Origin of the sequence: Haloferax massiliensis (assembly GCF_001368915.1) — an archaeon.
GTDB lineage: Archaea > Halobacteriota > Halobacteria > Halobacteriales > Haloferacaceae > Haloferax > Haloferax massiliensis.
In genome coordinates this window covers 397,099-423,009 of record NZ_CSTE01000002.1, presented here as the reverse complement: position 1 = coordinate 423,009, position 25,911 = coordinate 397,099, and the positions used below count along the sequence as shown (strand labels likewise).

Here is a 25,911-nt window from a genome sequence, read left to right as displayed (position 1 = left end):
GGGACTCAGTCGCCCGACGGCCGGGGGAGCGGCGCGGCGTCGTTCCGCCAGTCGTCGATGCGCCGTCTGGCCCACGCCACCGCCGGCCGCGACTCGTTGTAGATGATTCCCGCGAGGCCGCGCTCGGAGTACGCGACGAGAAACGCGACGGGGCTGTCCGGGAGGTCGGAGACGACGAGGCTGTAGGGAAGCGACTCGACCGCCTGAAGCGAGAAGGAGTCGACCGACCACGCCTCGGCGAGCTGCGGCCGATAGGCGGTGACGAGTCGCTGGACCACGTCGTCGGTGGCGACGAGGTCGACCGGGGTACCGTTTTGGACGACGGTCCGGTAGTAGGCGTCGACCTGCGAGGGGAGCGCCCCGCGGACGCACCCGCGCACCGACTCGGCCTCCTCGACGAACGACGTGAGCTTCGAGAGCGCGGGGCCCGAACCCCCGTCGGCGACGGCGATGGCCCCACAGCCGTCGAGGAACGCCGGCGCGAGCGGCACGTCCGAGTCGAGCGAGTCGAGCACCGCGGCGGCCGCGTCGATGTCGTCCAGACACTCGACGAAGTGCGAGTACGTGTCGAGCGCCATTCGACCGGCGAGCGTCGGGCGGTGGACGCCGTCTTTCGTCTCGACGAAGCCCGCGCGCTCTAGCTCGCGGAGCCCGCGGTCGACCGTCGACCGCGACACCGGGAGGTCGCCCGCGAGTTCCGCCGTCGTCCGAGGCTGGCGAACGACGGCGGCGAGCACGTCTGCCCGCGACGCGAGCACGTCGAACACCTCGTTCGCCTCGGGCTGAACCATGTCGAATCTCATGCGCGTGTTACTACTTAAATGGCAGGAGGGAGGAGGGTTAGAATATAAATGAGCGAATTGCTTTTATAGTTCGAGTCATCCGCTGAGTGAGTGATGCGATGGGTGAAGTAAAGCGTGTGGCGGGAGTAGAAGGGTGTGCCGGGGTGCCTCTGACAACCGGCTTATCGTCCGAACCGGGGTGCCCGGTCCGGTTCGGGCGTTAGAAGGGGAAGACATTCCCCTTCACATTTTGCTCCGAAACGCTTCTTCGACGAGCGGAATCGCCGTCTCCACCGAGTCGCCGCGCGCGAGGTGCGCGTCGCACGAGCAGTCCGACGAGCCGAAGCCGTCGACGCCCGCCGGACCGAGCGACGACGCGAGTTCGGTCGCCACCGCGCACTCCACGTCGCGGTCGGTGACGCAGACGACGCGCGCGAGGTCGACGGCGGGGGAGCCGCCGAGGTAATCGACGTGCCAGTGGCGAGCGTCGTGGTCGCCGGCGGCGACGCGTCGGTGGCGGAGAACGCGACGGAGACCGCCCGTCCCGAACGCGCTCCCGACGTAGACGTAGGCTCCCGCCGAGAGGCGGTGTTCGCCCAGCGCGCCGACATCGATTGTCGTCTCGGGCGCGTCGAAGACCAGCGCGTAGGTCCCGACGGGCGACCGGGAATCGAGCGCCAGCGGGTCGGCGTCGGTGCCGAGGGCCGCGGGGTCGAGCGAGTGGACTGTCGGGGCGACGTCGGTCGGGTTCCGCGGGGCGGTCATCGAGTGACGAACGTCGCCCCGACTACGAAAGTTCGGCGGGTCGCTTTTCGGCGTTATCGAGGAGCGCCGAGAACAGACCGGCCGCGTCGGCGTCGAGGTCGTAGACGCTGTGGACGTCGTCGGGGTCGCGGCCGCGGCCGCTGGCGGCGCCGACGACCTTGGCGATTCGGTCGTAGTTGTCGCGGACGAGACTGCCGAGGAGGCCGGGCATTCCGGCCCGGTCGGTGAGTTCCTTCGCGGCGGCGCGGCCGGCGTACACGCGGCGCTCTCGGCGGTCGACGAACACCATGGCGAACGGGACGTCCGCGAACTGGGCGTCGAGGAACGCCTGCGCCGCGTCGTCGTACCACGAGATAGCCGCCACGTCGTCGAGGCGCTTCAGCGCCGATGCGGCGACCGAGCAGTAGGCGCATTCGCCGTCGTAGATGAGCACGGCGTCCGCGGACTCGTTCATACCTTTCGTCGGGACGCAGAGAACAAAAGCGGCGCGGCGGGCGTGCCGCGTGCTATCAGTTCCGGCCTGCGACAGCGTTAGGGCGACCACGTCCGCAGTGGGCGTGTGGACGACCTCATCGAGTGGCTCCGGACCAGACCGTACTACGAGGGGCAGATTCGGTCTCACCGCCGGTTCGAGGCGCGCGACCCCGCCTTCGCCGACGTGGACCTCGAACCGCGGTTGGCGTCGGCGCTCGACGACCGCGGCATCGACCGGCTTTACCGGCATCAGGCCGAGGCGGTCGGGGCTATCCGCGACGGGAACAACGTCGTGTTGGCGACGCGGACCGCGAGCGGCAAGAGCCTCGCGTACACCGTGCCGGCGTTCGAGCGGGCGATGGACCACGGCGGGCGGACGCTCTATCTCGGCCCGCAGAACGCGCTCGTCGCCGACCAACTCGACACGCTGTCGGACCTCGCGCACGGTCTCGGCTTCGGCAGTCGCGTCTCGGTCGACCAGTACACCGGCCGGCTGTCGAAATCCGAGAAGCGCGAGGTGAGAAAGCGGATGCCGACGGTGCTGCTCTCGAACCCGGACATGGTACATTACGCGCTGCTCCCGCACGCCCACCGGCTGTGGGAGTGGTTCTTCTCCTCGCTGGAGACGGTCGTCATCGACGAGGTCCACGGCTATCGCGGGGTGTTCGGGAGTCACGTCGCCCTGCTCGTTCGGCGGCTCAAGCGCGTCTGCGAGCGGTTCGGGGCCGACCCGCAGTTCGTCTGCTGTTCGGCCACCATCGGCAACCCCGTCGAACACGCCGCGCGCATCACGGGCGAGCGCGAGGACTCGTTCGCGCTCGTCGAGGAGGACGCGAGCGGGACCGGCGAGACCGACTGGCTCCTCTGGAATCCCCCGGAGTACGACAATCCCGACGCCGGCGGGTCGGGGCGGCGGCGCTCGGGTCACGTCGAGACCAAGAACCTCTTCGTCGACCTCGTGGCGCGCGGCCACCAGACGCTGGCGTTCACCCGCGCCCGACAGGCCGCCGAGCGGTACGCCTCCGAGAGCGCGAGCGACCTCCGGAGTCGCGGCGAACACGCGCTCGCAGGCGAGGTGGCGGCGTATCAGGCCTCGCTGACCCACGACCGGCGACGGGAGATAGAGGCCGGCCTGCACGACGGCGACATCGCGGGGGTCTGGAGCACCAACGCGCTCGAACTCGGCGTCGACGTGGGCGGCCTCGACGTGGTGCTCATCGACGGCTACCCCGGCACGCGGATGTCCGCGTGGCAACAGGCCGGGCGGGCGGGTCGCGGCGACAGGCCCGCGTTGGTCGTCCTCGTCGGCGGCGAGGACCAACTCGACCAGTACCTGATGAACCACCCCGCGGAGTTCTTCGACGGCGACCCCGAACGCGCCGTCTCCGACCCGGAGAACGACCATCTCCTCCCCTCCCACGTCGCCTGCGCGGCCGCGGAGAACTGGCTCTCGACCGACGACGAATCGTACTTCGGCGGGTCGTTCCCCGGCGTCGTCTCCGACCTCGAAGCCGAGGGCACGCTGGCGCGCCGGGAGACCGACGACGGCCTCCGATGGACCCACGACGGGAGCGAGAGCCCGCAGCACGCGATGAGCCTCCGAACCATCACCGACCGCGAGATACAGTTGATGGACTCGCGGAACGACGAGACCATCGCCACGCTGGCGTTCGACGACGCGCTTCGGGACGCCCACCCCGGCGCGGTCTACCACCATCAGGGTCAGACGTACGAGGTCGCCGAGTTGGATTTGGACCGCGACGTCGCCCGGCTCCAACCCACGTGGGCGGACTACTACACCCGCGTCCTCCACGACAAGCACATCACGGTCGAGCGGGACATCCTGTCGAAGCCGCTTTCGGCGCGGTCCGACGTGGAGGTCCGGTTCGCCGAGGTGACGATGCGCAAGCAGATAACGGGCTTCGAGCGCCGCGACCCGAAACGCGGGACGACCGTCGGCCAGCAACTGCTCGACCTGCCGGAGACGAGTCTGCGGACGAAGGCGCTGTACTTCACCGTCCCCGGCGACGTGGAATCGGAGATGCGCGAGCTATCGAGCGACCGCCCGGAGGGCCGCGACTACGGCTTCGACGGCGGCATCCACGCCGCGGAACACGGGATGATTTCGCTGTTTCCGCTCCGACTCCTCTGTGACCGCGGCGACATCGGCGGCCTCTCGACGCCGTACCACGCTCACACCGACCAGTCGACTATCTTCATCTACGACGGTCACCCCGGCGGGGTCGGCATCACGCGCGCCGGCTACGACATCGTGGAGGGGCTGATGCGCCAGACCGCCGACCTGATTTCGGACTGCGACTGCGAGGACGGCTGTCCCTCCTGCGTGCAGTCGCCGCAGTGCGGCAACGCGAACGACCCGCTGGCGAAGGACACGGCGGTCCTGCTGTTGGAGTCGCTGACGGGGACGCGGGCCTGAATCCGGCGGGGCGGTGCGAACCGCCAGCCTCCGCCGACCCGGCGGGTGAAATATCACGATACCGGCATTTCAGGGCCGCTATTCCGAACCAACAGCTATTTTTGGGAACCCTAAATCTATAGGAGCAATGAACGCGGACATCTGCGTCGTCGTCCCGACCATCCGGGAGTACGAGTGCATGCGGGCGTACTTCGATAACGCGCGCGCACACGGTTTCGACCTCGACCGGTTGTTCGTCCTCCTCGTGACGGAGGACTTCTGCGACACCGAGGGGATGGCGTCGATGCTGGACGACGAGGGGGTTTCGGGCGCGGTCTTCGACGAGGCGGCCCGCGAGGAGTGGTACGACGAACGTGATATCTCCGAGTACTCGCACCTCGTGCCGGCGGCGAGCCACGCCCAGACGAGCTTCGGCCTGCTGTACATGTGGGCGCACTCCGAGTTCGACTACGGCGTCTTCATCGACGACGACACGCTCCCCCACGACGAGTGGGACTTCTTCGGCCGCCACATGGCGAACCTCGACCGCACCGACGAGGTGGAGTCGGTGTCGAGCGACGAGCGCTGGGTGAACGTCCTCTACCAGAACGCCGACGAACACGGGCTGTACCCCCGCGGCTACCCTTACTCGGCGATGGACGAGACCGTCGAGACCGGGACGCGCGAACTCCGCGACGTGGTCGCCTCGCAGGGGCTGTGGACGAACGTCCCCGACCTCGACGCGGTCCGCATCCTGATGGACGGCGACCTCGAAGGGCAGGCCCAGACCCGGACCGACTTCGGCGACTTCGACGGTGATTTCGTGGCCGAACCGGGACAGTACCTCACCGTCTGCTCGATGAACCTCGCGTTCGAGCGCGAGGTCGTCCCGGCGTTCTACCAGCTCCCGATGGACGACAACGAGTGGGAGGTCGGCCGCTTCGACGACATCTGGTCGGGCGTCTTCCTCAAGCGCGCCGCCGACGTGCTCGGGAAGGACATCGTGACGGGCTACCCGCTGTGCGAGCACAACAAGGCCGCGCGGCCGACGTTCGACGACCTCAACAACGAGGTTCCGGGGCTCGAACTCAACGAACACCTCTGGGAAGTCGTGGACGCGGTCGGCGACGACGCCGACAGCTACGCCGGCGTCTTCGAGGCGATGGCCGACGCCCTCGCCGACGGCGACTGGTCCGAGTACCGCAACGGCGACTTCTTCAACTACGTCGGCGAGCACATGCGCGACTGGCTGGACTGCCTCGACGCGCTCGCCGCGCCGCGGGCCGCCGCGCCGGCCGACGACTGATTGGCCGACGGCTAGCTGACGGCGCGCGCCGCCGAACAACCCACCGTCGCTCCCTCTCGCGATTCGACCGCCTCGCTCGGCGAATCGGTAGGTATAAATGATTTAGGGAGACCTAAATCCATATATGCACGAACGCGACCGAGAGCTTCGCGGCCACAGTCGCCGCCGGTTCATCGCGACGACGGCGGCCCTCGGGGTCGGCGCGCTCGCCGGGTGTACCGGCGGCGACGAGGAGACGGAGACGACGACCGAAGCCGGTACCAACGAGTCGGTCGGACAGATCGGGTCCGGGCGCTCCCCGTTCGGCGACCGCGAAATCACCGGCGGCGTGTCCGTCACGGAGATGCCGGACCTCTCGGGCGAACTCACGCTCTACTCAGGGCGCGGGCAGGCGCTCGTCGGCGAACTCATCTCCTTTTTCGAGGAGTACTACGACGAGTTCACCATCCGCCCGCGGTACAACTCGGCGGCCGAACTGGTCAACCAGATTCAGACCGAGGGGCAGAACAGCCCCGCGGACGTGTTCTTCTCGGTCAACGCGGGTTCGCTCGGCGCGCTGAAGGACGCCGGTCGCACGCAGGAGCTCCCGAGCGAGGTGCTCGACCTCGTCCGCGACGAGTTCCACGACCCTGACGGGCAGTGGACCGGGACCTCCGGTCGCGCCCGGACCGTCCCGTTCAACACCGACCAGTTCGACGAGTCGGGCATCCCCGACGACATCATGGCCTTCCCCGACACGGAGGCGTTCCGCGACAACATCGGCTGGGCCCCGACGTACTCGTCGTTCCAGGCGTTCATCACGGCGATGCGCGTCCTCGAAGGCGAAGACGCCACGAGAGAGTGGCTGCGGGGGATGCAGGACCTCGGGGTCACGGAGTACAACGACGAGTTCCTCGTCTCGCAGGCCGTCGCCGACGGCGAAATCGGCGCGGGCTTCGCCAACCACTACTACATCCAGCGCATCCTCGCCGGACGACCGAACGCGCCGCTTTCGACCGCCTTCACCGCGGGCGACGCCGGGTCGATTTTCAACGTCGCGGGCGCGCTCGTCCTCGACAGCACCGACGACGCCGAACTGGCGAGCAACTTCGTTCGCCACCTGCTTTCGGCCGAAGCGCAGGACTACTTCGCGCGGACCACCTACGAGTACCCGCTGGTCTCCGGCGTCGACCCCATCGGCGAACTGCCGAGCATCGACGAACTCAGCCCGCCCGAGGGCCTCGACCTGACGCAGCTTTCGGACCTCGAAGGAACCGTGGAACTCTTGCGTGAGGTGGGCGTCCTCTGAGGTAGCTCACTCATGGCGACCGAACAGCAGACGGGGACCGGTGGGGGAGACGACGAGCAACCGCTCGGTCTGACCGTCGCCAGCGGGGCCGTCGCCGCCGCCGTCGTCGTCCCGCTGTTGTGGCTCGTCAAGACCGCGCTCGACGTGGGGTTCGCCGAGGCGGTGTCGCTCGTCACCCGGCCGACGACCGTCGAAGTGTTCCTGAACAGCGCCGTGCTCGTCACGCTCGTCACCGCCGCGTGCATCGGGCTCGGCGTCCCGCTGGCGTATCTCACCGTCCGGACCGACCTGCCGTTCAGGCGCTTTTGGACCGTCGTCGTCTCGCTCCCGCTGGTCATCCCGAGCTACATCGGCGCGTTCGCGTTCGTCTCGGCGTTCGGCCCGCGAGGCGCGTTCCAGCGGCTCTTGGCCCCGCTCGGCGTCGAGTCGCTCCCGGAGATATACGGGTTACCCGGTGCCGTTTTGGTGCTGACGCTCTACACGTACCCGTACGTGTTCATCACCACCCGGGCCGCGCTGAAGTCGATGGACACCACGCTCATCGACGCCGCGCGGACGCTGAACCACAGCCGCTGGGAGGCGTTCAAGCGGGTAACGATTCCGCAGATTCGCCCCGCGGTCGCCGCCGGCTCGCTCCTGACGGCGCTGTACGTCCTCTCGGACTTCGGCACGCCGGCGATTATGCGGTTCGACGCCTTCACCCGCGTCATCTACGTGGAGTTCGGGACGTTCGGCCGCGACACCGCGACGCTCCTGTCGCTCCAACTCATCGCCGTGACGCTCCTCATCTTGACCCTCGAATCGAAGATTCGGGGCGACGAGCGCACGACGACCGGCGGGCGCTCCGGAAGCCCGATGCCGCTCGGCCGGTGGAAGTACCCGGCGCTCGGCTTCGCGGCGCTCGTCGCCACCGTCGCGCTCGTCGTCCCGCTCGGCATCCTCTTCACGTGGCTCGCGCAGGGCGTCGCCGCGACGAGCGGGTCGCTCGCGTTCCAGCCCGAGTACGCGTTCAACTCGGTCCTCGTCGCGGCGGCGACCGCTGGCGCGGCGACGCTCGCCGGCCTTCCCGTCGCGTATCTCGCCGCGCGGCACCCCTCGCGGCTCAGTTCCGTCTTCGAGCGCGCGACCTACGTCGGCTACGCGGTTCCGGGCGTCGTCCTCGGGCTGGCGCTCGTCTTCTTCGGAAGCTCGTACGCGACGCCCATCTATCAGACGCTCTACCTCCTCGTGTTCGCCTACGTCATCCGTTTTCTCCCGCAGGCCATCGGGTCGCTCCGGGCGTCGTTCCTCCGGGTCGACCCCGCGCTCCCGGAGGCGGCGCGGACGCTCGGCGAGACCCCGTCGGGGGCGTTCCGTCACGTGACGCTTCCCCTCGTCGCGCCCGGCCTGTTCGGCGGCGCGGCGCTCGTCTTCCTGACCACGATGAAGGAACTGCCCGCGACGCTCCTGCTGCGCCCCTCGGGGTTCAGCACGCTCGTGACGCACATCTGGACGGCCTACGAGCAGGGCTACTTCGGCCAGGCCGTCGTGCCCGCGTTCATCCTGCTTTTCGTCTCCGGGCTCTCGATGCTCGTTATCATCACCCAAGAGGGATACGATGTCAAATAGCACACTCTCGACCACCGACCGCTCGAACCGCACGGAATCCACCGGCTCTGAGGCCGACGACGCCGACGCCGCCGGCGTCCTCGAACTCGACGGCGTCTCGAAGTCCTACGGCACCGAGTCGGTCATCGACGACCTCTCGCTCAGCGTCGAGGAGGGCGAAATCCTCACGCTGCTCGGTCCCTCGGGCTGTGGGAAGACGACGACGCTCCGGCTCATCGCCGGACTCGACCGCCCCGACGGGGGCGAGGTCCGACTGAACGGGAACGTCGTCTCCGGTGGCGACACCTTCCGCGCGCCCGAGGAGCGCGGCGTCGGCGTCGTCTTCCAGGAGTTCGCGCTGTTCCCGCACCTCACCGCGGCCGAGAACATCGCCTTCGGGCTGAAGGACCTCAGTGAGTCCGAGCGCGACGAGCGCGTCGCCGACCTCCTCGACCTCGTGGGACTGGAGACCCAAGGCGAGAGCTACCCCGACGAACTCTCCGGCGGCCAGCAACAGCGGGTCGCCCTCGCCCGGTCGCTCGCGCCCGAACCCGCCATCCTGCTCCTCGACGAACCCTTCTCGAACCTCGACGTGGACCTCCGCGTCCAGATGCGCGAGGAGGTCCGACGCATCCTCAAGGAGGCGGGCGTGACGGCCGTCTCCGTCACCCACGACCAGGAGGAGGCGATGTCCATCTCCGACCGCGTGGCCGTGATGAACGACGGCGACCTCGAACAGGTGGGCGAGCCCGAGCAGGTGTTCCAACACCCCGAATCGCGGTTCGTCGCCGGCTTCCTCGGCTACGCGGGGTTCCTGCCGGGGCGCATCGCGGGCGACGTGGTCGAGACCGAACTCGGGACGGTCGGCCGCGACCAGATTCACGGCCTCGCGCCCGAGTACGACGACACCGACATCGACATCCTCGTCCGCCCCGACGACGTGTCGGCGCATCCCTGCGACGGCGGCGGCGACGGCCACGGCGAGGTCGTCGGCAAGCGCTACCTCGGCCCGACCATCCTCTACGAGGTCGAACTCCACGGCGGCGACAACCTGCTGTGTATGCACAACCACGACGAGACCGTCCCGACCGACGGCTGCGTCGAGGTGACGCTCGACGCCGGCCACGAACTCGCGTGGTTCCCGCGCGAACAGCGCCCCGAGACCGGCCTCTACTCGGACTGAGGATGGGTCGGCGAGACTCGAACTCGAACACCGGCTGGTCGCTCCCCCTCGGCGGGCGGGTTCGAGCCGCCGTCCGCCGCCTCGCGTTCGATTTCGATTTCACCGTCGACATCGACCGTACCCGGACGCGGCGGCGACTCGCCGCGCTCTGCGTCTCGCTTTGCGTCGGCCTCGTCGTGACGTGGCTCGCGGTCGACCTCTTTCCGTACCACACCGTCAACGACGACGAGGGCGTCTACCTCACGCAGGCCGCGATGCTCCTCGAAGGCAAGCTGTTTCTCTATCCCGGGGGACTGACCGAGGCCGTCAGGCCGTGGTTCTTCGTGGTGCAGGAGACGCCGAGCGCGCCCGGCGGCGTCCAACTCTACTCGAAGTACTCGCCGGCGGTGCCGGCGCTGTTCGCGGTCGGCCTCGCGTTCGGGCTTCCGAACCTCGTGTTGGGAGCCGTCGCCGCGACGTCCGCCGCGCTGGTCTACATCCTCGCGGCCGACGCGTTCGACCGGACGACCGGCGTCGTCGCGTCGGGCCTGCTCGGCCTCTCGCCGCTGTTTCTGCTCACCTCGGCGACGTTCCTCGCGTACGCGCCGACGACGATGCTCAACCTCGGGTTCGCCGTCTGCTACGTCCGGGCCGCCCGCCGCGACTCCTCGGGTTACGCCGTCGTCGCCGGCGCGCTCGTCGGCGCGGCGTTCTTCGCCCGGCCGTACACCGCCGTCCTGTTCGCGCTGCCCTTCATCGCCCACTCGCTGTGGGCGCTGGCGACCGCCCGGCGCGCGGGGACCGGCTGGGTCGTCTTCCGCCGGTACGTCGCCATCGCGCTCCCCGGCCTCGCGTTCGTCGGCCTGACGCTCGCGTACAACGCCGTCGTGACGGGCGACCCGCTCACGTTCCCGTACATCGCCTTCGCTCCGCGGGACGGCATCGGCTTCGGCGAGCGGGCCATCCTCGGCTACGAGGTCGTCTATACGCCCGCCATGGGCGTCGAGACGGCCGTCGAAGCGCTCGACATGCTCGCGACGCGCTGGGGGCCGATGGGCTGGCTCGGCACCGTCGCCGCGGTGTTCGGTCTCGGCGTCACCGCCCGCCGCTGGTGGGGCCACAAGACCGGCCGGAACCTCCGCGGGAGCGCGAGACGCCGCCACCACGGACTCGGCGGCCGAGACCGCGCGTTCGCCGAACTCTCAGACGACGCCCTCGCCTGCGTCGTCGCGGGCGTGTTCGCCTCGGTGCTCGTCGGCAACGCCGCCTTCTGGGGGACGCACAACGGCCTCCGAAACGGCCTCATCGACCTCCTCGGCCCGTTCTACCACTTCGACGCGCTCGTCCCGCTCGCGGTGTTCGGCGCGGCCGGCGTCGTCGCCGGCGCTCGACTCCTCCGCCGACTGGCCCATCGCCGCTTTTCGGCCTCGGAGGCCCGCGGCGTCGTCTTCTCGGTGCTTCTCGTCTCGGCGCTGTTCGCCGGCGGCGTGACGGTCGGAGCAGTCGAGGACCCCTACGACGAAAACCGGCTCCGAACGGAGAACCTCGCGGCGACCTACGAACCGCTCCTCGACGCCGGCTTCGAACGGCCGCCGCTGACCCCGTCTGTGCCGGGCGTCGATGCCGGCGGTGTCGGGAGCGGTGACGACGGCATTGGCGTCGCCGGTGACCCGGCCGCCGCGGGCAACGACACGAAGGTTCTCGTCTTCCACCCCGACCCCTACGGCGACTGGTCGGCCCATCCCTTCCAGACGCTCCGCAACGACCCCGGCTTCGACGGCCCGGTGGTGTACGCCATCGACGGCGGGGCCGAACGGGACTTCGCGGTCCTCGACGCGACGAACCGGACGCCGTATCGATTCACCTATCGGGGAGCGTGGACCGGAGCAACCGAGTCGGTCGAACCGGAACTGACCCGCCTCGACGTGCTCGCTGGCGAGCGGGTCGACGCGACGACGACGCTCGGCGCGCCCGCGGGGGCGAACACGGCGTCGGTCCGCGTCGAGACCGAGGAAGGGTACGCCCGCTACGACGCCGCGACGGCCGAGAACCTGACCGTCGAGTGGTCGCTTTCGCCCGACGGCGTGGCCGTGACGAACCGCCCGCTGGCCGCCGGTCCCGAGCGACTGTCGATTCCGCCCGGCGCGAGCGAGGTCGACCTCGCGGTGACCTACGTCGGCGACTTCGGCGAGACGGTCACGTACCGACAGACCGTGTCGGTCGCGCGCTCGGGCGGCGAGGTGCGCGTCGTCTGGCCGCCGGAGACGCGCGTCTGCCGGCTGACCACCGACTGCGGGACCGAAGGCGAGTGGGTCGCCCCCGACGGCGACTACCTCGACGGCGTCTCGGTCGAGACCGACGCGCGCGTCGCCTGAGGCGAGCGTCGAGAGCCGGCGGCTCGCGGGCGGTGAGTGTCGGGTGAAAAATGAAACGTCGCGGTCGGCGGCTCAGTCGTCGGCCGGGCCGGTCGAGCCCGACGAGCCGAGGAAGCCGTCCACGGTCGCGCGCTTCGCGATGTGCGGGCGGTAGACCCACGCGTTCAGGAGGACGATGGGAACCATCGTCGCCGCGACGAGCGCGTAGCCGACGTGCAGGTTCGGCAGGAGCACCGAGGAGTAGACGAGCGGGTAGGTGATGCCGCCGATGGTGCCGACGCCGCCGACGACGCCCGCGACGGCCCCGGAGCTGTTGGGGAACATCGCGGGGACCTGCGCGAAGATAGCGCCCTCGGCGAACGCGCAGGCCATGCCGACCATGAAGCCGGCGGCCACCGCGATGAGGACCGTCCCCGAGAGGCCGGCGAGCGTCATGACGAGCATGGAGACGACGATGAACGACAGCGCCACGAACGTCCACTGTTCGCGGTAGCGACCCTTGAACACGGGCAGGATGTCCATCTCCCTGCGCGCCAGCACGTCGCTGACGTAGCCGCCGATGGGACGGAGCAGGCCGGCCGCGACGGAGAACGTGGCCGCGAACGTGCTCGCGAGCACGAGGTTGTTGGTGTTGAACGCCTCGCGGTAGTAGGTCGCGAGCCAGCCGTTCATCGAGAGTTCGAGGCCGAAGCTCATGACGTAGGCGAGCGCGAGGGCGACGGTCCCGTACCGGGTGGCGGTGTGGACCCACTGCTTGAGCGTCGCGTTGTCGGCGGTCGCCTGCCGGCGCTCGTCGTTCGCCGCGGCCTCGCCGAGGAGGTAGTAGGCGACCGCGAGCAGAATCGAGACGATGCCGGTGTAGAAGAACGCGGCCCGCCAGTTGGTCTGGAACAGCGGGCCGCTCCAGTCCGCCCCGAACACGCGGGGCAGGATGAGCGCACCGCCGGCGGCCCCGGCGTTCCCGATGCCGGCGTAGATGCCCTCGGCCATGCCGAGGTTCTCCTCTTCGAACCACTCCGAGACGTGCTGGATGCCGATGACGAACGTGATGCCCGCCGTGGCGACGATGAGGCGCTCGACGAAGAACACGGTGTAGCTCTCGGCGAAGGCGCTCGCCATCGAGAACACCCCGACGTAGCCGAGGACGATGGCGAACACCACCGGCGCGCCGAACTTATCCGAGAGCCAGCCGGTGAGGATGCGGCCGAAGGGCGCGAGCCAGATTGCCGCGCTCGCCAAGATGCCGATTTCGGCGAGCGAAAGCCCGAACTCCTCCGCCATCGGCCCCGTGAAGGGCGCGAACGAGAACCAGATGAGAAAGGAGAAGTTGAACCCGATAGTGGCGAGAAGGAGCGTTCGCCACTTGGTCATCTTTACGAGACCCATACAGCAACCTCCGAAATAGGAGCACAATCGTGTACAATCCTACCGTTCTTCTGCATTGGTTTGAACATCATGTAGCGGATAGCACAGAGACATCATAGAAAAGTACTGTCCACAATTCTCCATAAACACTTACCGAGTGTTTAGAGAATTGAACTAGATAAGGAGTATATTACCCATATTATCCGATAATATACCGAGTTTCACTATGGACATACGTCCAAAAACACTCGGAGAGTATGAATCTGGTGGTGAGTTCTCTCCCGTCGGCTACGGGTCGCGCCGCCAGACGACGGCCGCCCCGTTGGCGAGTTCGACCGCGAGCGGATTGGAAGCGGCGGTCGAACCGTCTGGTTCCTCGACGCCGGGAGCGACGAGCGCCGGCTCCCAGCCGTCGGTCGGGACGGCCGGCGCGTTCGCGTCCCCGGCCGCGTCGTCGGCGAGGGTCGCGGGCGACACCTCGACGGGGACGCCCTCCATGTTGGCGGCGAAGAGCAGTTGTTCGCCACCGGTCGAGTCGGTCGCGTCGCCCCTGTCCGGCGCGGTTCGGAAGCCGTAGTAGAGGACCGTCCCGTCGGTCGGGTGGCGGTAAGTGAAGTAGTCGTCGTCGGCATCGAGGTCGGCGAGGAGCCACGGGCGGTCGTGACGGAACTCGCGGGTTTCGAGGCGGAAGGCGGTCCGCTCGTCGTCCTGTTCGTCGCGCCAGTGGCCGAGGTTCGCGAAGTCGTGCACGTCGCGCATCCACGCGTAGCCGTAGGCTTCGAGGTCCGCGGCCGAGAGGTCGTCGCCGAGCGGTTGGTCCATCGCCGAGAGCATGGCCGCCATCACGTCGAGGTCGTAGTCGGTCGCGCCGACCGCCGACGAGAGGGCGTTCATGAAGGTCAACAGTCCCTCGCGGGAGTCGAAGCCGAGGTCCTTCACGCGCCGGAAGAAGCGGTCGTCCTCGAAGTCCTCGTCGCGCACCTGCCAGTAGCAGAACTTCGACTCGTCGGAGACGACCTTGACGTTCCACGTCGGGTCGGTGTCGCGGACGAACCCCCACGGCGCGCGCATGTTGGCGTGGACGAAGTCCATCGGGACGCCCGGCAGGAAGCAGTGGAACAGCATCGACGACGCGGCGTTGTCGTACGCCTCGCTCAGCGTCTCGGGGTAGTCGTCGCCGAGGTAGGGGTTGACCGGCGACTGGTTGAACTCGACCGTCGGGTCTATCTGCGTCCCCCGGCGGACAGTGTCGTGGTTGGCGACGCCCGTCAGCCAGTTGCCGCCGAACTCGCCGACCTCGCGGACGCGCCACCACTTCGTCGCCCAGAAGGTGAGAAGCGCGGGGGTGTTGTGGGCGAAGGTGATGGGCGACCACTGGAACGAGTGGGGGTGTTGTTCGATGAGCGCCCGGTACGAGGAGGCGAGTTCCCAGTCCTCGCGCGGCCACGGCCGCCCGTCCTCGTAAACCATCCACGGCCGGTACTCCGTGCCGGCGACCTCCTGCGTCACGCGGTCCATCTCCGCGAGGAAGTCGTCGTCGTGGTACATCTCGCCCGTCTCGGGGTCGTGGGAGGTGAAGTCCTGCGCGCCGTCGACCCGGATGCCGTCGGCACCGAAGTCCATCTTGCGCTCTTGCATCTCCAAGAAGACGGCGCGCGCGGTCGGTTCGGTGTAGTCGAGGTGCTTGCCGTACATCCCCGGGCCGAGGACGTACCGGTCCGAGAGGAGTTCCGCGCCGCGGTTGTCGGCGTGGCCGAGCGCGATGTCGAAGACGACCTTTATCGGTCGCGGGAGGTCGTGGCAGGCGGCGATGAAGTCGACGAGTTCGTCCGGGCGGCCGGTTTCGAGGACGGCCGGATTCGGCGCGGAGAAGGCGCTGACGACGATGTCGTAGCCCCAGTTTATCATCTCCGGGCGGGCGACGTCGACCGTCACCTCGCCGGCCGAGCCGTCGGCGACCGCCCAGAAGTCGTGTTCCGCCTCGTTCTCGGTCAACGGCTCGACGGGCATCAACTGAATCCCGTCGTAGCCGGCGAAGGCGCGCTCCCACGGGGCGAGGTCGTCGCCGGCGCGCTGTTTCGCGGCGATTCCCTCGTACACCTCGGCGAGGCCGGCGAGCGACCCGCGTTCCGTGGCGGTTCCGGGGTGGATTTCGAGCATGCTCGTCGCGGGGTCGATACGCGGGAGGCCGCCGTCGTCGGTCGTGGCCACCCGCTCGTCGTCGGTGCCGAGCGCCTCGAAGTAGGCGCGGTCGGCGCGGGTCTCGTCCAGCCTGTCGAGGTCGTACACCTCCGCGGGCGCGAACGCCCCGAACGGAACCGAGTACGCGACGGGGTCCTGAACCGTTCGCTCCTCGCCGTCGTCGCCCTCGTAGACGAGACGATAGAGCGCGCCGAGGGTGTCGCGCGTGCCGGCGCGGACGCCCTCGACGGCCGCCCAGTGGTACTCGCCGACCCGACGCGTCGGGACGCGGTGGCGGTCGAACGTCACGCGCCGGTGGTCGGTCTCGCCGGGGTCGAGGTCGGCCGGCGGCGTCAGCAGTTCCAGTTCGACGGCGGCCTCCGGCACGCCGTCCTCGACGAGGTCCGGCGTCCAGAAGCCGAACTCGACGACCTCGTCGCGGCGGTGCGCGCCGAGTTTCGTCGTCAGCGTCTTGGCGGCCGAGAAGTCGTCGTCGCGGCTCTCGACGACCGACTCGTGCCACGAGGCGAGGTCGTCGGTTCGGTCGGCGTGCAGGGTCGGCGTGGGGGAGTTCGTGCTCATGGTGTATCGGGTCGGTCGGGTCGGACGGAATCGAAATCGGAGGTGGAGTCGAAATCGGGGGACTACGCGAAGTTGAAACGGGACGTATGCGGACGTTACGCGAGCGGGCAGACGACCACGTCGTCGACGCGGACGCCGCCCTCGGCGGCGACCGAGTCACCGGAGACCACGTCGGTCGCGTCGACGTCGAGGTCGCCGACGTCGACCGTGGTCGCGCCGGGCGCGAAGTTGAGCGCACAGAGGTACGAGCCGTCGTCGTGGTCGCGGACGAACGCGACCGCGCGGTCGGAGTCGGCCTCGTAGTCGATGCGGCGGAACGTCCCGTCGTGCCGGAGCGCGGGCGTCTCGTCGCGGACCTCGATGAGTCGCTCGTAGTGCTCGCGGACGTCGTCGCGGGCGTGGTCCCACGCGAGGGCGTCGCGGCGGCCGCGCTGGCCGATTTCCTGCCCGCCGTAGACCATCGGCACGCCGGGGAGCGTAAACAGCGCGCCCGCGGCGGCCAGCGCCTCGTCCTCGCCGCACTCGACGATGTAGCGCGTCTCGTCGTGGTTTTCGAGGTAGAGCATGAACGACGCGTGGTCCGGGAAGCCGACCTGCGTCCGCTGTTCGATGGCGTCGAGGACGCGCTCTGCGGGTTCGTCGCCGCGGCCGACCTGCCGAAGGGTGAAGTACAGCGTCGTGTCGAAGTGCATGTCGAACATGCCCTCGTGGAAGTCGGCGATGTAGGGGATGGTCTCGTCCAGAAGCAGGAACTCGGGGTCTTTCGCCTTCACGCGGTCCCGAATCTCCTGCCAGAACGTGTCGGGGACGGCCCACGCCATGTCACAGCGAAAGCCGTCGACCACCTCGGCCCACATGTCCACCGCGTCGAGCAGGTAGCGCCGGACTTCGAGGTTCCGGTGGTCGAAGTTGGCGATGTACTCCCAGTCGAAGTAGGTGCCCGGCTCGCCGTTCTCCTGCCACTCGTACCAGTCGTAGTACTCGGAGTCGGGGTTCTTGTAGGCGTCCTCGAAGAAGGGGTGGGCGCGCGCGGAGTGGTTGAGCACGAGGTCGAAAAGCACCTTCATGCCGCGGTCGTGGGCGGCCTCGACGAACCGCTCGTAGTCCTCGCGGGTGCCGAGGTCCTCGGCGACGTCGTAGAAATCCACGATGTTGTAGCCGTGGGGCGCGTGGTCGTTCTCCAGAACGGGCGTGAGCCACAGGCAGTCGACGCCGAGCGATTCGAGGTAGTCGAGCCGCGTTTCGAGCGCCTCGAAGGTGTTGTCGGCGTCCTCGACGTCCGAGGCGTAGCCGCGGACGTAAATCTCGTAGAGCGTCACCTCTTGGGCCCACTGCGGCGGGTCGTTCGGCCGGGAGACGGAGACGGACGCCTCCTGCGCGCCGGAGCCGTCAGTGTGGCCCGTCACGTCGGCCCGTACCGCCTCCGTCTCCGCCTCGGCGACCCCGCCGTCGGCGATGGCCTCGCGTTCGACGGTCACGGTGTCGGGGACGCTGTACGTCTCGTCGAGGGCGACGGCGTGGACGCGGAGCCGGTCGCCAATCGCCGAAAGCGGGACGCGGAGCTCCCAGCCGTCGGTCTCGACGGCCGCGTCGTCCACCTCGTCGCGGTCGTCGACGACGAACTCGACCACGAGGTCGTCGCGGTCGGTGTCGCTGTCGGGGTTCGGGTGCGGGTCGGCGCGGACGACGACGACGCCGTCCTCGACGGTCGCGTCGAGCCTGATGCGCGGCCGACCGCCCCGTCCCCGCTGGGCGTCGCCGGCGCCGCTTCCGGAGCCGGACGCGCCGCCGCTGGACCCCGTCGGGCGCGCGGAGCCGCTCTGTCCGCTGTAGCCGCTCATCCCGCTCATCCCGCTCGCGCCGCTCCTGACCGAGCCGGCGGGCAGGTAGGAACCGGGGAAGACGCGGACGGTGAGCGTGTACGTCACGTCGGGCGCGTCGAGTTCGACCACGTACCGCCCGGCCGCGTCGGGCGTGAACTGCACGACTGCGGTGTCTTCGTCGAGTTCGAGACTGCTTGCGACCGGCGCGCTCCGAACCCGCCACGAGTAGTCTGCGTCGGGGTCCGGGTCGCGAGGTGCGAGTTGTACTGACTCGCCGACAGCCATGAACTGCGGCGGTCCTGGGTGTTGCATACTCACAATCAACGTGCCGGGTGACTTTGAGTTTACCCCTGAAGTGACCGGCGTTCCGGTGAGAGACGGGTTCTACCGAGTCGCGCCGGCGTCTCCCGAATTCGTCGGTCTACAGGCATAAATGATGGCAAACGGGCGGCCAATACTTATGGTTCGGGACCCTCGTCTACCTCTATGCGACTTCGGACCGCGTTAAACGAATACAAGCGCGACCGGGGCGGACGCTTCCCAGAGGAGTGCCAGACCTCGGACGGCGCGTTTTCGGGTCACGGGGACCGACTCGTCTACGTCGGCCTCGACGGCTCCCTCCGGGACTACTCCGCTTCTCTTTCGGGCCTCTACGGCATCGACCGCTCTCGGTTCGGCATCGAGACGGACGGCGAGACGCACTGGTTCGACGAGCTGGAGTCCGTGCGGCAGCACTACTACCGGGAGACGAGCCTCGTCGAGACCGAGTACGACGCCGGGGAGTACACCGTCCACCAGTACGACCTGACCCTCGGCCGCGCCCACGTGACCCACGTCGAACTCCGCGGTGCGATTCCCACCGACGCCCACCTGACCGCGTTTCTCACCTTCGCCCCCGAGGGCCGAGAGACGCGGGTCGGCCGCCTCATCCACGAGGCCGGCGGCCCGAACGACACCCAAGCGGTCGAGGTGTTCCACCGGAACGAACACGACTACGTCACCGCGTCGACCGGGCTGACAGACGTTCGCGGCCAGATTCCCGAGCGGTTCGACGAGATTCTCTCCGACGACGTCTTCGACTTCCCGCGGGAGGCCGTCCTCGACCGCTACGAGGACACCCACCTCTCGGGCGACGTGGTCGTCAGCGCCCCGCTCGAACAGGAGGGCCGCGCCGCGCGGACCACCCTCGTCACCCAGCTTTCGGACCACAACGAGATGGCGCGGACCGACGCCCTCGCCGATCTCCGACACTGTTCGGTCCAGCACGCGACCGCGGACGCGCTCCGCGACGCCGCCCGCGAGCAGGCCGAGGTGTTCGTCCCCGACGGGACGCCGCGCGAGCGAATCGTCCGCGCCGACCTCCGGGCGCTGTCGCTTCTGACCGCCCCCAGCGGCGCGCGCATCGCCGGCCCCGAGTTCGACCCGTTTTACGCCCACTCCGGCGGCTACGGCTACACGTGGTTCCGCGACGACGCCGAGGTCACGCAGGCGCTCGCGCACGCCGACGACGCCTTCGACCTCGGCCTCGGCGACCGCCTCGCGACGAGCGCGGAGTTCTACTGCGAGACGCAACTCGAAGACGGCACGTGGCCCCACCGCGTCTGGGCCGTCGACGGGACCGTCGCTCCGGGCTGGGCGCACGGCCGCGTCGAGGGCACCGGCGACGAGGAGTATCAGGCCGACCAGACGGCGAGCGTCGTCGCCGCGCTCGCGTCGCTCCTCGCCGAGCGCCGCGACGAACTCGACGACGAACTCGTCGGGCGCATCCGCTCGACCGTCGCGGCGGGCGTCTCCGGACTCGATAGCAGTCTCGAATCCGACGGGCTCCCGAAGCCCTGTCAGAACGCGTGGGAGAACATGAGCGGCCGGTTCACGCACACGACCGCGACGTTCCTCCAAGCGTACGCCACGGTCGCCACCGCGCCCGTGAACGACGACCTCCGGGAGCACGCCGCCGAGCAGGCGACCGCGGTGTGCGAGGGGCTCGACGAGCTCTGGTCCGACGAGCGAGAGGTGTACGCCCTCCGAATCGACGGGAACGGCGGCCTCGACGACCGCCTCGACTCGTCCACGTTCGCCCTCGTCGACGCCGTCGACGCCTACGCCGACGTCGGAGAGGTCGACTCGAAGACCGCCGACCGGCTCGTCAAGCACATGGCCGCGACGCTGAAGGGGCTCTATCGGAACCCCCGCGGCGACGTAGCCGGATTGGTCCGGTTCGAAGAGGACTACTGGCGCGCCGACGGGCAGGACGGCGAGAAGGTCTGGTCCGTCTCGACCGCGTGGGGCGCGAACGCCGCCGCGAAGTTCGGCGTCCTCTGTGACCGCCTCGGGAAGGACGGCCGCCGCTTCGTCGAGCGCGCGACGAACCTCTACGAACTGCTCCAGCCCGACGGCCCCTTCACGACCGACGCGGGCTACCTCGCAGAGCAGGTGTTCGACGACGGGGGCTTCGACAGCGCGACGCCGCTGGGGTGGCCCCACGCCATCCGCATGGAGACGACCGCCATCCTCGCCGACATCGACGCGCTCCCCGCGCCGAAGCCCGCGCCGACCGGCCCGGAGAACCGGCCGCGGTGGACGACCGGCGAGAAGTACGGCATCGGCACCGTCGCGGACCACTACGCCGACGACCCCTCGCGCGTCTGGTTCACCCTGACCGAGGGCGCGCTGACCGAGGTCCGCTTCCCGCGGGTCGACCTGATGAACCTCCGGACGCTCGACTTCCTCGTCGTCGACGCCGACCCGGACGACGAGTACACCGCGCGGACCCACAACGAGACCCGCCGCGACGACCACGCCGACACGGTCGAGCGCCGGGCCGAAATCGTCGACGACGACGCGCTCGTCTTCCGGCACGTCGTCACCGAGACGGGCGACGGCCGCGGCCACGAGTGGGAGCTCACCGTCGAGTACGTCCTCGACCCCGAACACGACGCGATGCTCGCGGACGTGCAGTTCGTGTCCATCGACGGCGACGACTACGAGCTGTACACCATCGCCGACACGGCGCTGGCGAACACGGGGACGAAAGACCGCGGCATCCGCCTCGGCCAGCTCGGGAGCTACCACCTCGTCGCCCGCGACGCCGGCGCGTTCGACGCCGGCGACGGCCACGAACCGCTCCTCATCGACCGGGACGGCAGGGAGTACAGCGTCGCCATCGCGCTCACCGCCGCCGGCCGCTTCGAGTGGGCGACCGTCGGCGTCGCCGGCTCGCGGTACCTCGCGGACTTCTTCTCGAAGGGCGCGCTCCCGAGCGCCCAAGAGCGCGTCGACGACGAGAACGTCGTGCTCGTCGGGCGCATCGGCACGGGCGACGAGCTCGGCGAGACGCTGGCGCTCGGCTTCGCCGAACACGCCGACACCGCCGCCGCGCTCGGCGAGGCGGCCGGCGCGCTCACCCGCGGCTACGAGACGGCCCGGTCGGCCTACGTCGACTCGTGGGCCGACTTCCTCGCCGACAAGGAACTCCCCGGCTCCGTCGCCGCCGCCGACGACCTCGCCGCGCAGTACAAGACCGCGCTCATGAGCCTGCGGGCGGTCGAGGACAAGACCTACCTCGGCGCGGGGCTCGCCTCGCCGTCGGTCCCGTGGGGCGAGGCCGTCGCCGCCGAGGAGCCGAAGGGGTACGGCTACAACTTCGTCTGGTCGCGCGACCTCTATCAGGTGTTCACCGTCTTCGAGGCCGTCGGCGACGTCGAGACGGCCATCGACGCGCTGGAGTACATCTACACCTACCAGCAGGACGACCGCGGCTTCATCCCGCAGAACACCTACCTCAACGGGCGGACCCGCTGGGGCGGCGAGCAGATGGACAACATCTCGTTCCCGCAGGTGATGGCGTACATGCTCCACGAGCGCGGCGTCACCTTCGACGACGTGGGCTACGGCTACGAGAACGTCAAGCACTCCGCGGACTACGTCGCGCGGAACGGGCCGCCGACCGCACAGGAGCGCTGGGAGGAGGAAGCCGGCTACTCGCCGTCGTCCATCGCGGCCGAAATCGCCGGCCTCGGCTGTGCGGCGGCCATCGCGCTCGACGAGGACCACTCCGAGGACGCGCTCGTCTGGCTGGCGCTGGCCGACGACTGGACCGAGCGCGTCGACGACTGGACCGCGACGCGGACCGGCACCGACCGCAACACGCACACGCCGTACTACGTCCGCGTCACCCGCGACGGCGAACCCGACGCCGGACACCTGCGGACGCTCGCGAACAACGGGCCGACGCTCGACGAGCGCGAAATCATCGACGCGGGCTTCCTCGAACTGACCCGCCTCGGCATCAAGCCCGCCGACGACGAGATAATCCGCAACTCGGTGAAGGAGGTCGACGAGACCATCCGCGTCGACACGCCGCACGGCCCGGCGTTCTACCGGTACAACGGCGACGGCTACGGCGAGCGCGAGCGCGACGAGGAGGGCGCGCCGTGGTCCGTCGACGCGAAGGGGAAAGGCCGGCTGTGGCCCATCTTCACCGGCGAGCGCGGCGAGTACGAACTTCTCGCGGGAACCGAGGAGGGCGACCTCGCGCCGGACAACCTACTTCGGACGATGGCCGCCTTCGCCAACTCCGGCCGCATGCTCGCAGAGCAGGTCTGGGACCGCGAGCACGCGACCGACTACAACTGGGAGTTCGGCGAGGGCACCGGCAGTGCGACGCCGCTGGCGTGGTCGATGGCCCAGTACGTCCGCCTCGCCCACGGCGTCGACGCGGGCGAACCCGTCGAGACGCCCGCGTTCCTCCGCGAGCGGTACGTCGAGTCCGACCGCCCGGACGGACCGTCGCTCCGCGTGAGCACGCGCTTCAAGGGCGACAAGCTCGTCGTCTCGGGGCAGACCGACGCCGCCGTCGTCGCGGTCAAGACGCCCGGCGAGACCCGACTCGTCGAACCCGACGGCGAATCGTTCGAAGTCGAAGTCGCCATCGAGTACGGCGAAAACCAAGTGACGGTCGCCGCGGCGACCCACGAGGACCTGACGAAGGCCGGCACGACCGTCTCGCGCTTCACGCTCTGAGGCGGCGCGACCGACCGGCCGCCGACCCCGACCCCCGCGGTCGGCGGTTCGCTTCCGTTTTCGACCCGCTCCGCCAGCACCGCTTTTCCGTCTCCGGCCGAAGGGTCGGGTATGCCGGTCTACCAGCGTCGAACCCGCATCGCCGCCCCGCTCGAACGCGTCTGGGAGTTCCACTCGGACGCGTCCGGACTGGAGGCGCTCACCCCGGCGTGGATGCACCTCGAAATCGAGTCGGTCCGCGGCCCCGACGGCGAGGACGACCCCGACGAACTCGTTTCCGGGACGGAAATCGAGATGTCGATGCGACCGTTCGGGGTCGGCCCGCGCCAGCGGTGGACCTCGCGCATCCTCGACCGCGAGGCCGGAGAGACGACGGCGTGGTTCCGCGACGACATGGTCGGCGGCCCCTTCCCGCGGTGGGTCCACACCCACCGGTTCGTCGCCGACGGCGACGAGACGATACTCGAAGACCGCGTCGAGTACCGACTCCCGTTCGGCCCGCTCGGCGACCTCGCGGGCGTCTTCGGCGGCGTCGGCTTCGAGGGGATGTTCCGCGGGCGTCACGCCGAGACGAAGCGACTGCTAGAAGAGTAGGAGCGGAAGTCGAGTCGGAATCGACGCTCAGTCGTCGCTGAGCGAAAAGCGCGGTTCGACCTCGGAGCGGACGCCGCCGATGTCGAACTCGAAGCGCGCGCCGCCGAGGTCGGGTTCCGGGGCGGTCACCTCGATGTCCCAGCCGTGGGCCTCGACGATGCTCTCGACGATAGAGAGGCCGAAGCCCGTGCCGGACTCGGAGGTCGTGTGGCCGTGCTCGAAGACGGTGTCGCGCTCGTCGTCCGGGATTCCGGGGCCGTCGTCGGCGACGTAGAAGCCGGTCTCGGTGGGGCCGACGCGGACGACGAGTTCGTCGGCCGCGTCCGCCGCTTTTCTCGACGCGTCTGCCGACGCGTCCCCTGGGTCGCGACAGGGGCCGCCGTGTTCCACCGCGTTCCGAAACAGGTTCTCGAACGCCTGTTGGAGTCGCCCTTGGTCTGCCTGTGTGGACCCGAGGCCGTCCTCGACGACGAGCACCGCGTCGTCGCCGGTGTCGACCGCCTTCCACGCCCGCTCGGCGACGTTCTCGATGGCGATAGAGCGCGTCTCGCCGACCGTTCGTCCCTGTCTGGCGAGTGTGAGCACGTCGTTGAGAAGCGTGTCCATCCGAGTGACGCCGTCGAGTGCGCGGTCGAGATAGGTCACGTCGTCTTCCTCGCGGGCGAGTTCGACGAACCCCTTGGCGACGTTGAGCGGGTTCCGGAGGTCGTGGGAGACGACCGACGCGAACTCTTCGAGGCGGTCGTTCTGCCGCTGGAGTTCGCACTCGCGTCGCTGGCGGGCCAGCGTGTGGGTGACGTTGTTCCCGACCGACCGCAGGAGGTCGACCTCGGTGTCGGTCCACGAGCGACTCGACTCGACCACGTCGAAGACGACGAAGCCGACGAGCGCCCACTTCGACACCATCGGCACGGCGACGAACCCGCCGGTCTCGGCGTCGGTGAGCACGCGCTTCGTGTCCGACGCCTCGGGCGGGAGGTCCGAGACGCGGTGGAGGCGGACGTTCTCGAAGCGGTGGAGTCGTTCGAGCAGCCAGCGGGCGTCTTCGAGGGCGACGCGCTCGGGGTGGGCGCGCCGGTCGCCGCCGCGCCAGTCGTGCATCCGGGCGGCGACGTTCGTCTCGTCGTCGTAGAGGTAGACCGAACAGCGGTCGAGGTCGGCCACCTCGCCGACCGACTGGAGCGTCCACTCGATTTTCGTGCCGATTTCGTCGGTCTCGGCGCTCATCAGCGACGTGGAGGTGTCCAAGACGGCGTCTTTCAGGCGCGTCTCGTAGCGCAGTCGGTTCCGTCGCCGGCGGCGCTCGGTCACGTCCTGGAGCGTCCCGATGACCGCGGGTTCGTCGTCCTCGGTGGGGCGGAGCGCGAGGTGGCCCTCACAGAGGAGGCCGTCGTCGTGCGGGTACGCCGGGCCGGGCGACAGCACCGTTTCGAAGCGCTCCGTGTCGGGGGCGTCAGGGGCGACGACCCGCTCGAAGGCGGCGCGAATCTCGTCGTCGGACTCGGCGGCGAGGTCGGCGAACTCCCGACCGATGACGGCCTCTCGGTCGTAGCCGGTGAGGTCGCAGAAGACGCCGTCGGCGGAGGTAAAGCGCCCCGCGGAATCGAGCGAGTAGACGCCGCTGTCGAGCACCTCGATGGCGGTGCCGTAGCGCTCGGAGGCCGCCTTCGCGCGGTACTGCGAGACGGCGTTGACGACGCGGTTGGCGAGGACCGTGTACTGGTCGGTGCCGGTGTCTTTCTGCATGTAGTCGGTCGCGCCGACGCGGAAGGCGTCGCGGGCGACCTCCTCGGAGCCCTTGCCGGTAAAGAGGATGAAAGGGAGGTCGGGGTGTTCGGAGCGGACCGCGCGGAGGAACTCCAGTCCGTCGATATCCGGCATGTCGTAGTCCGAAACGACGCAGTCGAGTCGTTCCTGTCGGAGTCGTTCGAGGGCGTCGGCCCCCGAGTTCGACGTCGAGACCGAGAGGTCGACGTCGCCGGCCTCGCGTTCGAGGTAAATCGATACGAGGTCGGTCAGACTGGGTTCGTCGTCGACGTGGAGGACACGTACGTCTGCCCCCGACCCGTCGTCCATACCGTGTAGCGACCGCTCACCGTAATGAGCGTTGTGACGCGGTTATCACCACCGATAACTAAATTTCCGATTCTGGTCCGAAGTTCGAAATCGGAGGTAAACGCCCCGAAACA

At 69.1% G+C, this 25,911-nt stretch carries 15 protein-coding genes; 8 read left to right on the top strand and 7 right to left on the bottom strand.

All coding sequences use genetic code 11. The features are described from left to right. Positions 1-5 precede the first annotated feature (5 nt). The 3 genes from BN996_RS06190 to BN996_RS06180 form a co-directional block, all read right to left on the bottom strand. Complete coding sequence (locus tag BN996_RS06190) at positions 6-803, bottom strand: helix-turn-helix transcriptional regulator (RefSeq protein ID WP_089777636.1); 798 nt, start codon at positions 801-803, stop codon at positions 6-8. Positions 804-1,025: 222 nt separating this feature from the next. Then, positions 1,026-1,547, bottom strand: a complete 522-nt coding sequence (locus BN996_RS06185; RefSeq protein WP_089777635.1) for a GIY-YIG nuclease family protein — start codon at positions 1,545-1,547, stop codon at positions 1,026-1,028. A 22-nt stretch (positions 1,548-1,569) separates the two neighbouring features. Next, positions 1,570-2,001, bottom strand: a complete 432-nt coding sequence (locus tag BN996_RS06180; protein WP_089777634.1) for a thiol-disulfide oxidoreductase DCC family protein — start codon at positions 1,999-2,001, stop codon at positions 1,570-1,572. A gap of 105 nt (positions 2,002-2,106) precedes the next feature. Between BN996_RS06180 and BN996_RS06175 the strand changes: the two genes are divergently transcribed. From BN996_RS06175 to BN996_RS06150, 6 genes are all read left to right on the top strand, one after another. Beyond that, positions 2,107-4,458 carry a DEAD/DEAH box helicase gene (locus BN996_RS06175; RefSeq protein WP_089777633.1) on the top strand — a complete coding sequence of 784 codons (2,352 nt, stop codon included), beginning with the start codon at positions 2,107-2,109 and terminating at the stop codon, positions 4,456-4,458. A 127-nt stretch (positions 4,459-4,585) separates the two neighbouring features. Beyond that, positions 4,586-5,743, top strand: coding sequence for an alpha-1 4-glucan-protein synthase (locus tag BN996_RS06170; protein WP_089777632.1), 1,158 nt, complete (start codon positions 4,586-4,588; stop codon positions 5,741-5,743). 124 nt (positions 5,744-5,867) lie between these two features. After that, on the top strand, positions 5,868-7,031 hold the full coding sequence (locus BN996_RS06165) for an iron ABC transporter substrate-binding protein (protein WP_089777631.1): 1,164 nt from the start codon (positions 5,868-5,870) through the stop codon (positions 7,029-7,031). Between the two features lie 12 nt (positions 7,032-7,043). Continuing rightward, positions 7,044-8,639 (top strand): ABC transporter permease, encoded by a 1,596-nt coding sequence (locus tag BN996_RS06160; protein ID WP_089777630.1) that lies wholly within the window; start codon positions 7,044-7,046, stop codon positions 8,637-8,639. Next, positions 8,629-9,801: an ABC transporter ATP-binding protein gene (locus BN996_RS06155; protein WP_089777629.1), complete on the top strand. Its 1,173-nt coding sequence runs from the start codon at positions 8,629-8,631 to the stop codon at positions 9,799-9,801. Before BN996_RS06160 ends, BN996_RS06155 begins: the two co-directional genes overlap by 11 nt. A gap of 2 nt (positions 9,802-9,803) precedes the next feature. After that, on the top strand, positions 9,804-12,155 hold the full coding sequence (locus BN996_RS06150) for a DUF7846 domain-containing protein (protein WP_089777628.1): 2,352 nt from the start codon (positions 9,804-9,806) through the stop codon (positions 12,153-12,155). Between the two features lie 72 nt (positions 12,156-12,227). On the opposite strand, the gene BN996_RS06145 is transcribed toward BN996_RS06150, so the two are convergent. The 3 genes from BN996_RS06145 to malA all read right to left on the bottom strand — a co-directional run bounded on the left by BN996_RS06145 (position 12,228) and on the right by malA (position 18,418). Beyond that, a complete protein-coding gene (locus tag BN996_RS06145; protein WP_193310944.1) occupies positions 12,228-13,526 on the bottom strand; it encodes an MFS transporter in 1,299 nt (432 codons plus the stop codon). A 282-nt stretch (positions 13,527-13,808) separates the two neighbouring features. Beyond that, positions 13,809-16,283 (bottom strand): glucosylglycerol hydrolase, encoded by a 2,475-nt coding sequence (gene gghA / locus BN996_RS06140; protein ID WP_089777626.1) that lies wholly within the window; start codon positions 16,281-16,283, stop codon positions 13,809-13,811. Between the two features lie 95 nt (positions 16,284-16,378). Continuing rightward, positions 16,379-18,418: an alpha-amylase MalA gene (gene malA, locus BN996_RS06135; RefSeq protein ID WP_275040264.1), complete on the bottom strand. Its 2,040-nt coding sequence runs from the start codon at positions 18,416-18,418 to the stop codon at positions 16,379-16,381. Positions 18,419-18,592: 174 nt separating this feature from the next. Between malA and BN996_RS06130 the strand changes: the two genes are divergently transcribed. Both BN996_RS06130 and BN996_RS06125 read left to right on the top strand, forming a co-directional pair. After that, complete coding sequence (locus tag BN996_RS06130) at positions 18,593-23,128, top strand: DUF7997 domain-containing protein (protein WP_089777625.1); 4,536 nt, start codon at positions 18,593-18,595, stop codon at positions 23,126-23,128. A 111-nt stretch (positions 23,129-23,239) separates the two neighbouring features. Beyond that, complete coding sequence (locus tag BN996_RS06125) at positions 23,240-23,722, top strand: SRPBCC family protein (RefSeq protein WP_089777624.1); 483 nt, start codon at positions 23,240-23,242, stop codon at positions 23,720-23,722. Between the two features lie 27 nt (positions 23,723-23,749). Here the strand turns inward: BN996_RS06125 and BN996_RS06120 are convergent, their stop codons facing one another. Continuing rightward, positions 23,750-25,798, bottom strand: coding sequence for a response regulator (locus tag BN996_RS06120; protein ID WP_089777623.1), 2,049 nt, complete (start codon positions 25,796-25,798; stop codon positions 23,750-23,752). Positions 25,799-25,911: the final 113 nt, after the last annotated feature.

Excerpts from the sequence above, each read along its gene's own strand:
- BN996_RS06190 (WP_089777636.1), bottom strand. The coding sequence starts at position 803 with ATGAGATTCGACATGGTTCAGCCCGAGGCGAACGAGGTGTTCGACGTG.
- BN996_RS06185 (WP_089777635.1), bottom strand. The coding sequence starts at position 1,547 with ATGACCGCCCCGCGGAACCCGACCGACGTCGCCCCGACAGTCCACTCG.
- BN996_RS06180 (WP_089777634.1), bottom strand. The coding sequence starts at position 2,001 with ATGAACGAGTCCGCGGACGCCGTGCTCATCTACGACGGCGAATGCGCC.
- BN996_RS06170 (WP_089777632.1), top strand. The coding sequence starts at position 4,586 with ATGAACGCGGACATCTGCGTCGTCGTCCCGACCATCCGGGAGTACGAG.
- BN996_RS06165 (WP_089777631.1), top strand. The coding sequence starts at position 5,868 with ATGCACGAACGCGACCGAGAGCTTCGCGGCCACAGTCGCCGCCGGTTC.
- BN996_RS06160 (WP_089777630.1), top strand. The coding sequence starts at position 7,044 with ATGGCGACCGAACAGCAGACGGGGACCGGTGGGGGAGACGACGAGCAA.
- BN996_RS06155 (WP_089777629.1), top strand. The coding sequence starts at position 8,629 with ATGTCAAATAGCACACTCTCGACCACCGACCGCTCGAACCGCACGGAA.
- BN996_RS06150 (WP_089777628.1), top strand. The coding sequence starts at position 9,804 with ATGGGTCGGCGAGACTCGAACTCGAACACCGGCTGGTCGCTCCCCCTC.
- BN996_RS06145 (WP_193310944.1), bottom strand. The coding sequence starts at position 13,526 with ATGACCAAGTGGCGAACGCTCCTTCTCGCCACTATCGGGTTCAACTTC.
- gghA (WP_089777626.1), bottom strand. The coding sequence starts at position 16,283 with ATGAGCACGAACTCCCCCACGCCGACCCTGCACGCCGACCGAACCGAC.
- malA (WP_275040264.1), bottom strand. The coding sequence starts at position 18,418 with ATGCAACACCCAGGACCGCCGCAGTTCATGGCTGTCGGCGAGTCAGTA.
- BN996_RS06130 (WP_089777625.1), top strand. The coding sequence starts at position 18,593 with ATGCGACTTCGGACCGCGTTAAACGAATACAAGCGCGACCGGGGCGGA.
- BN996_RS06125 (WP_089777624.1), top strand. The coding sequence starts at position 23,240 with ATGCCGGTCTACCAGCGTCGAACCCGCATCGCCGCCCCGCTCGAACGC.
- BN996_RS06120 (WP_089777623.1), bottom strand. The coding sequence starts at position 25,798 with ATGGACGACGGGTCGGGGGCAGACGTACGTGTCCTCCACGTCGACGAC.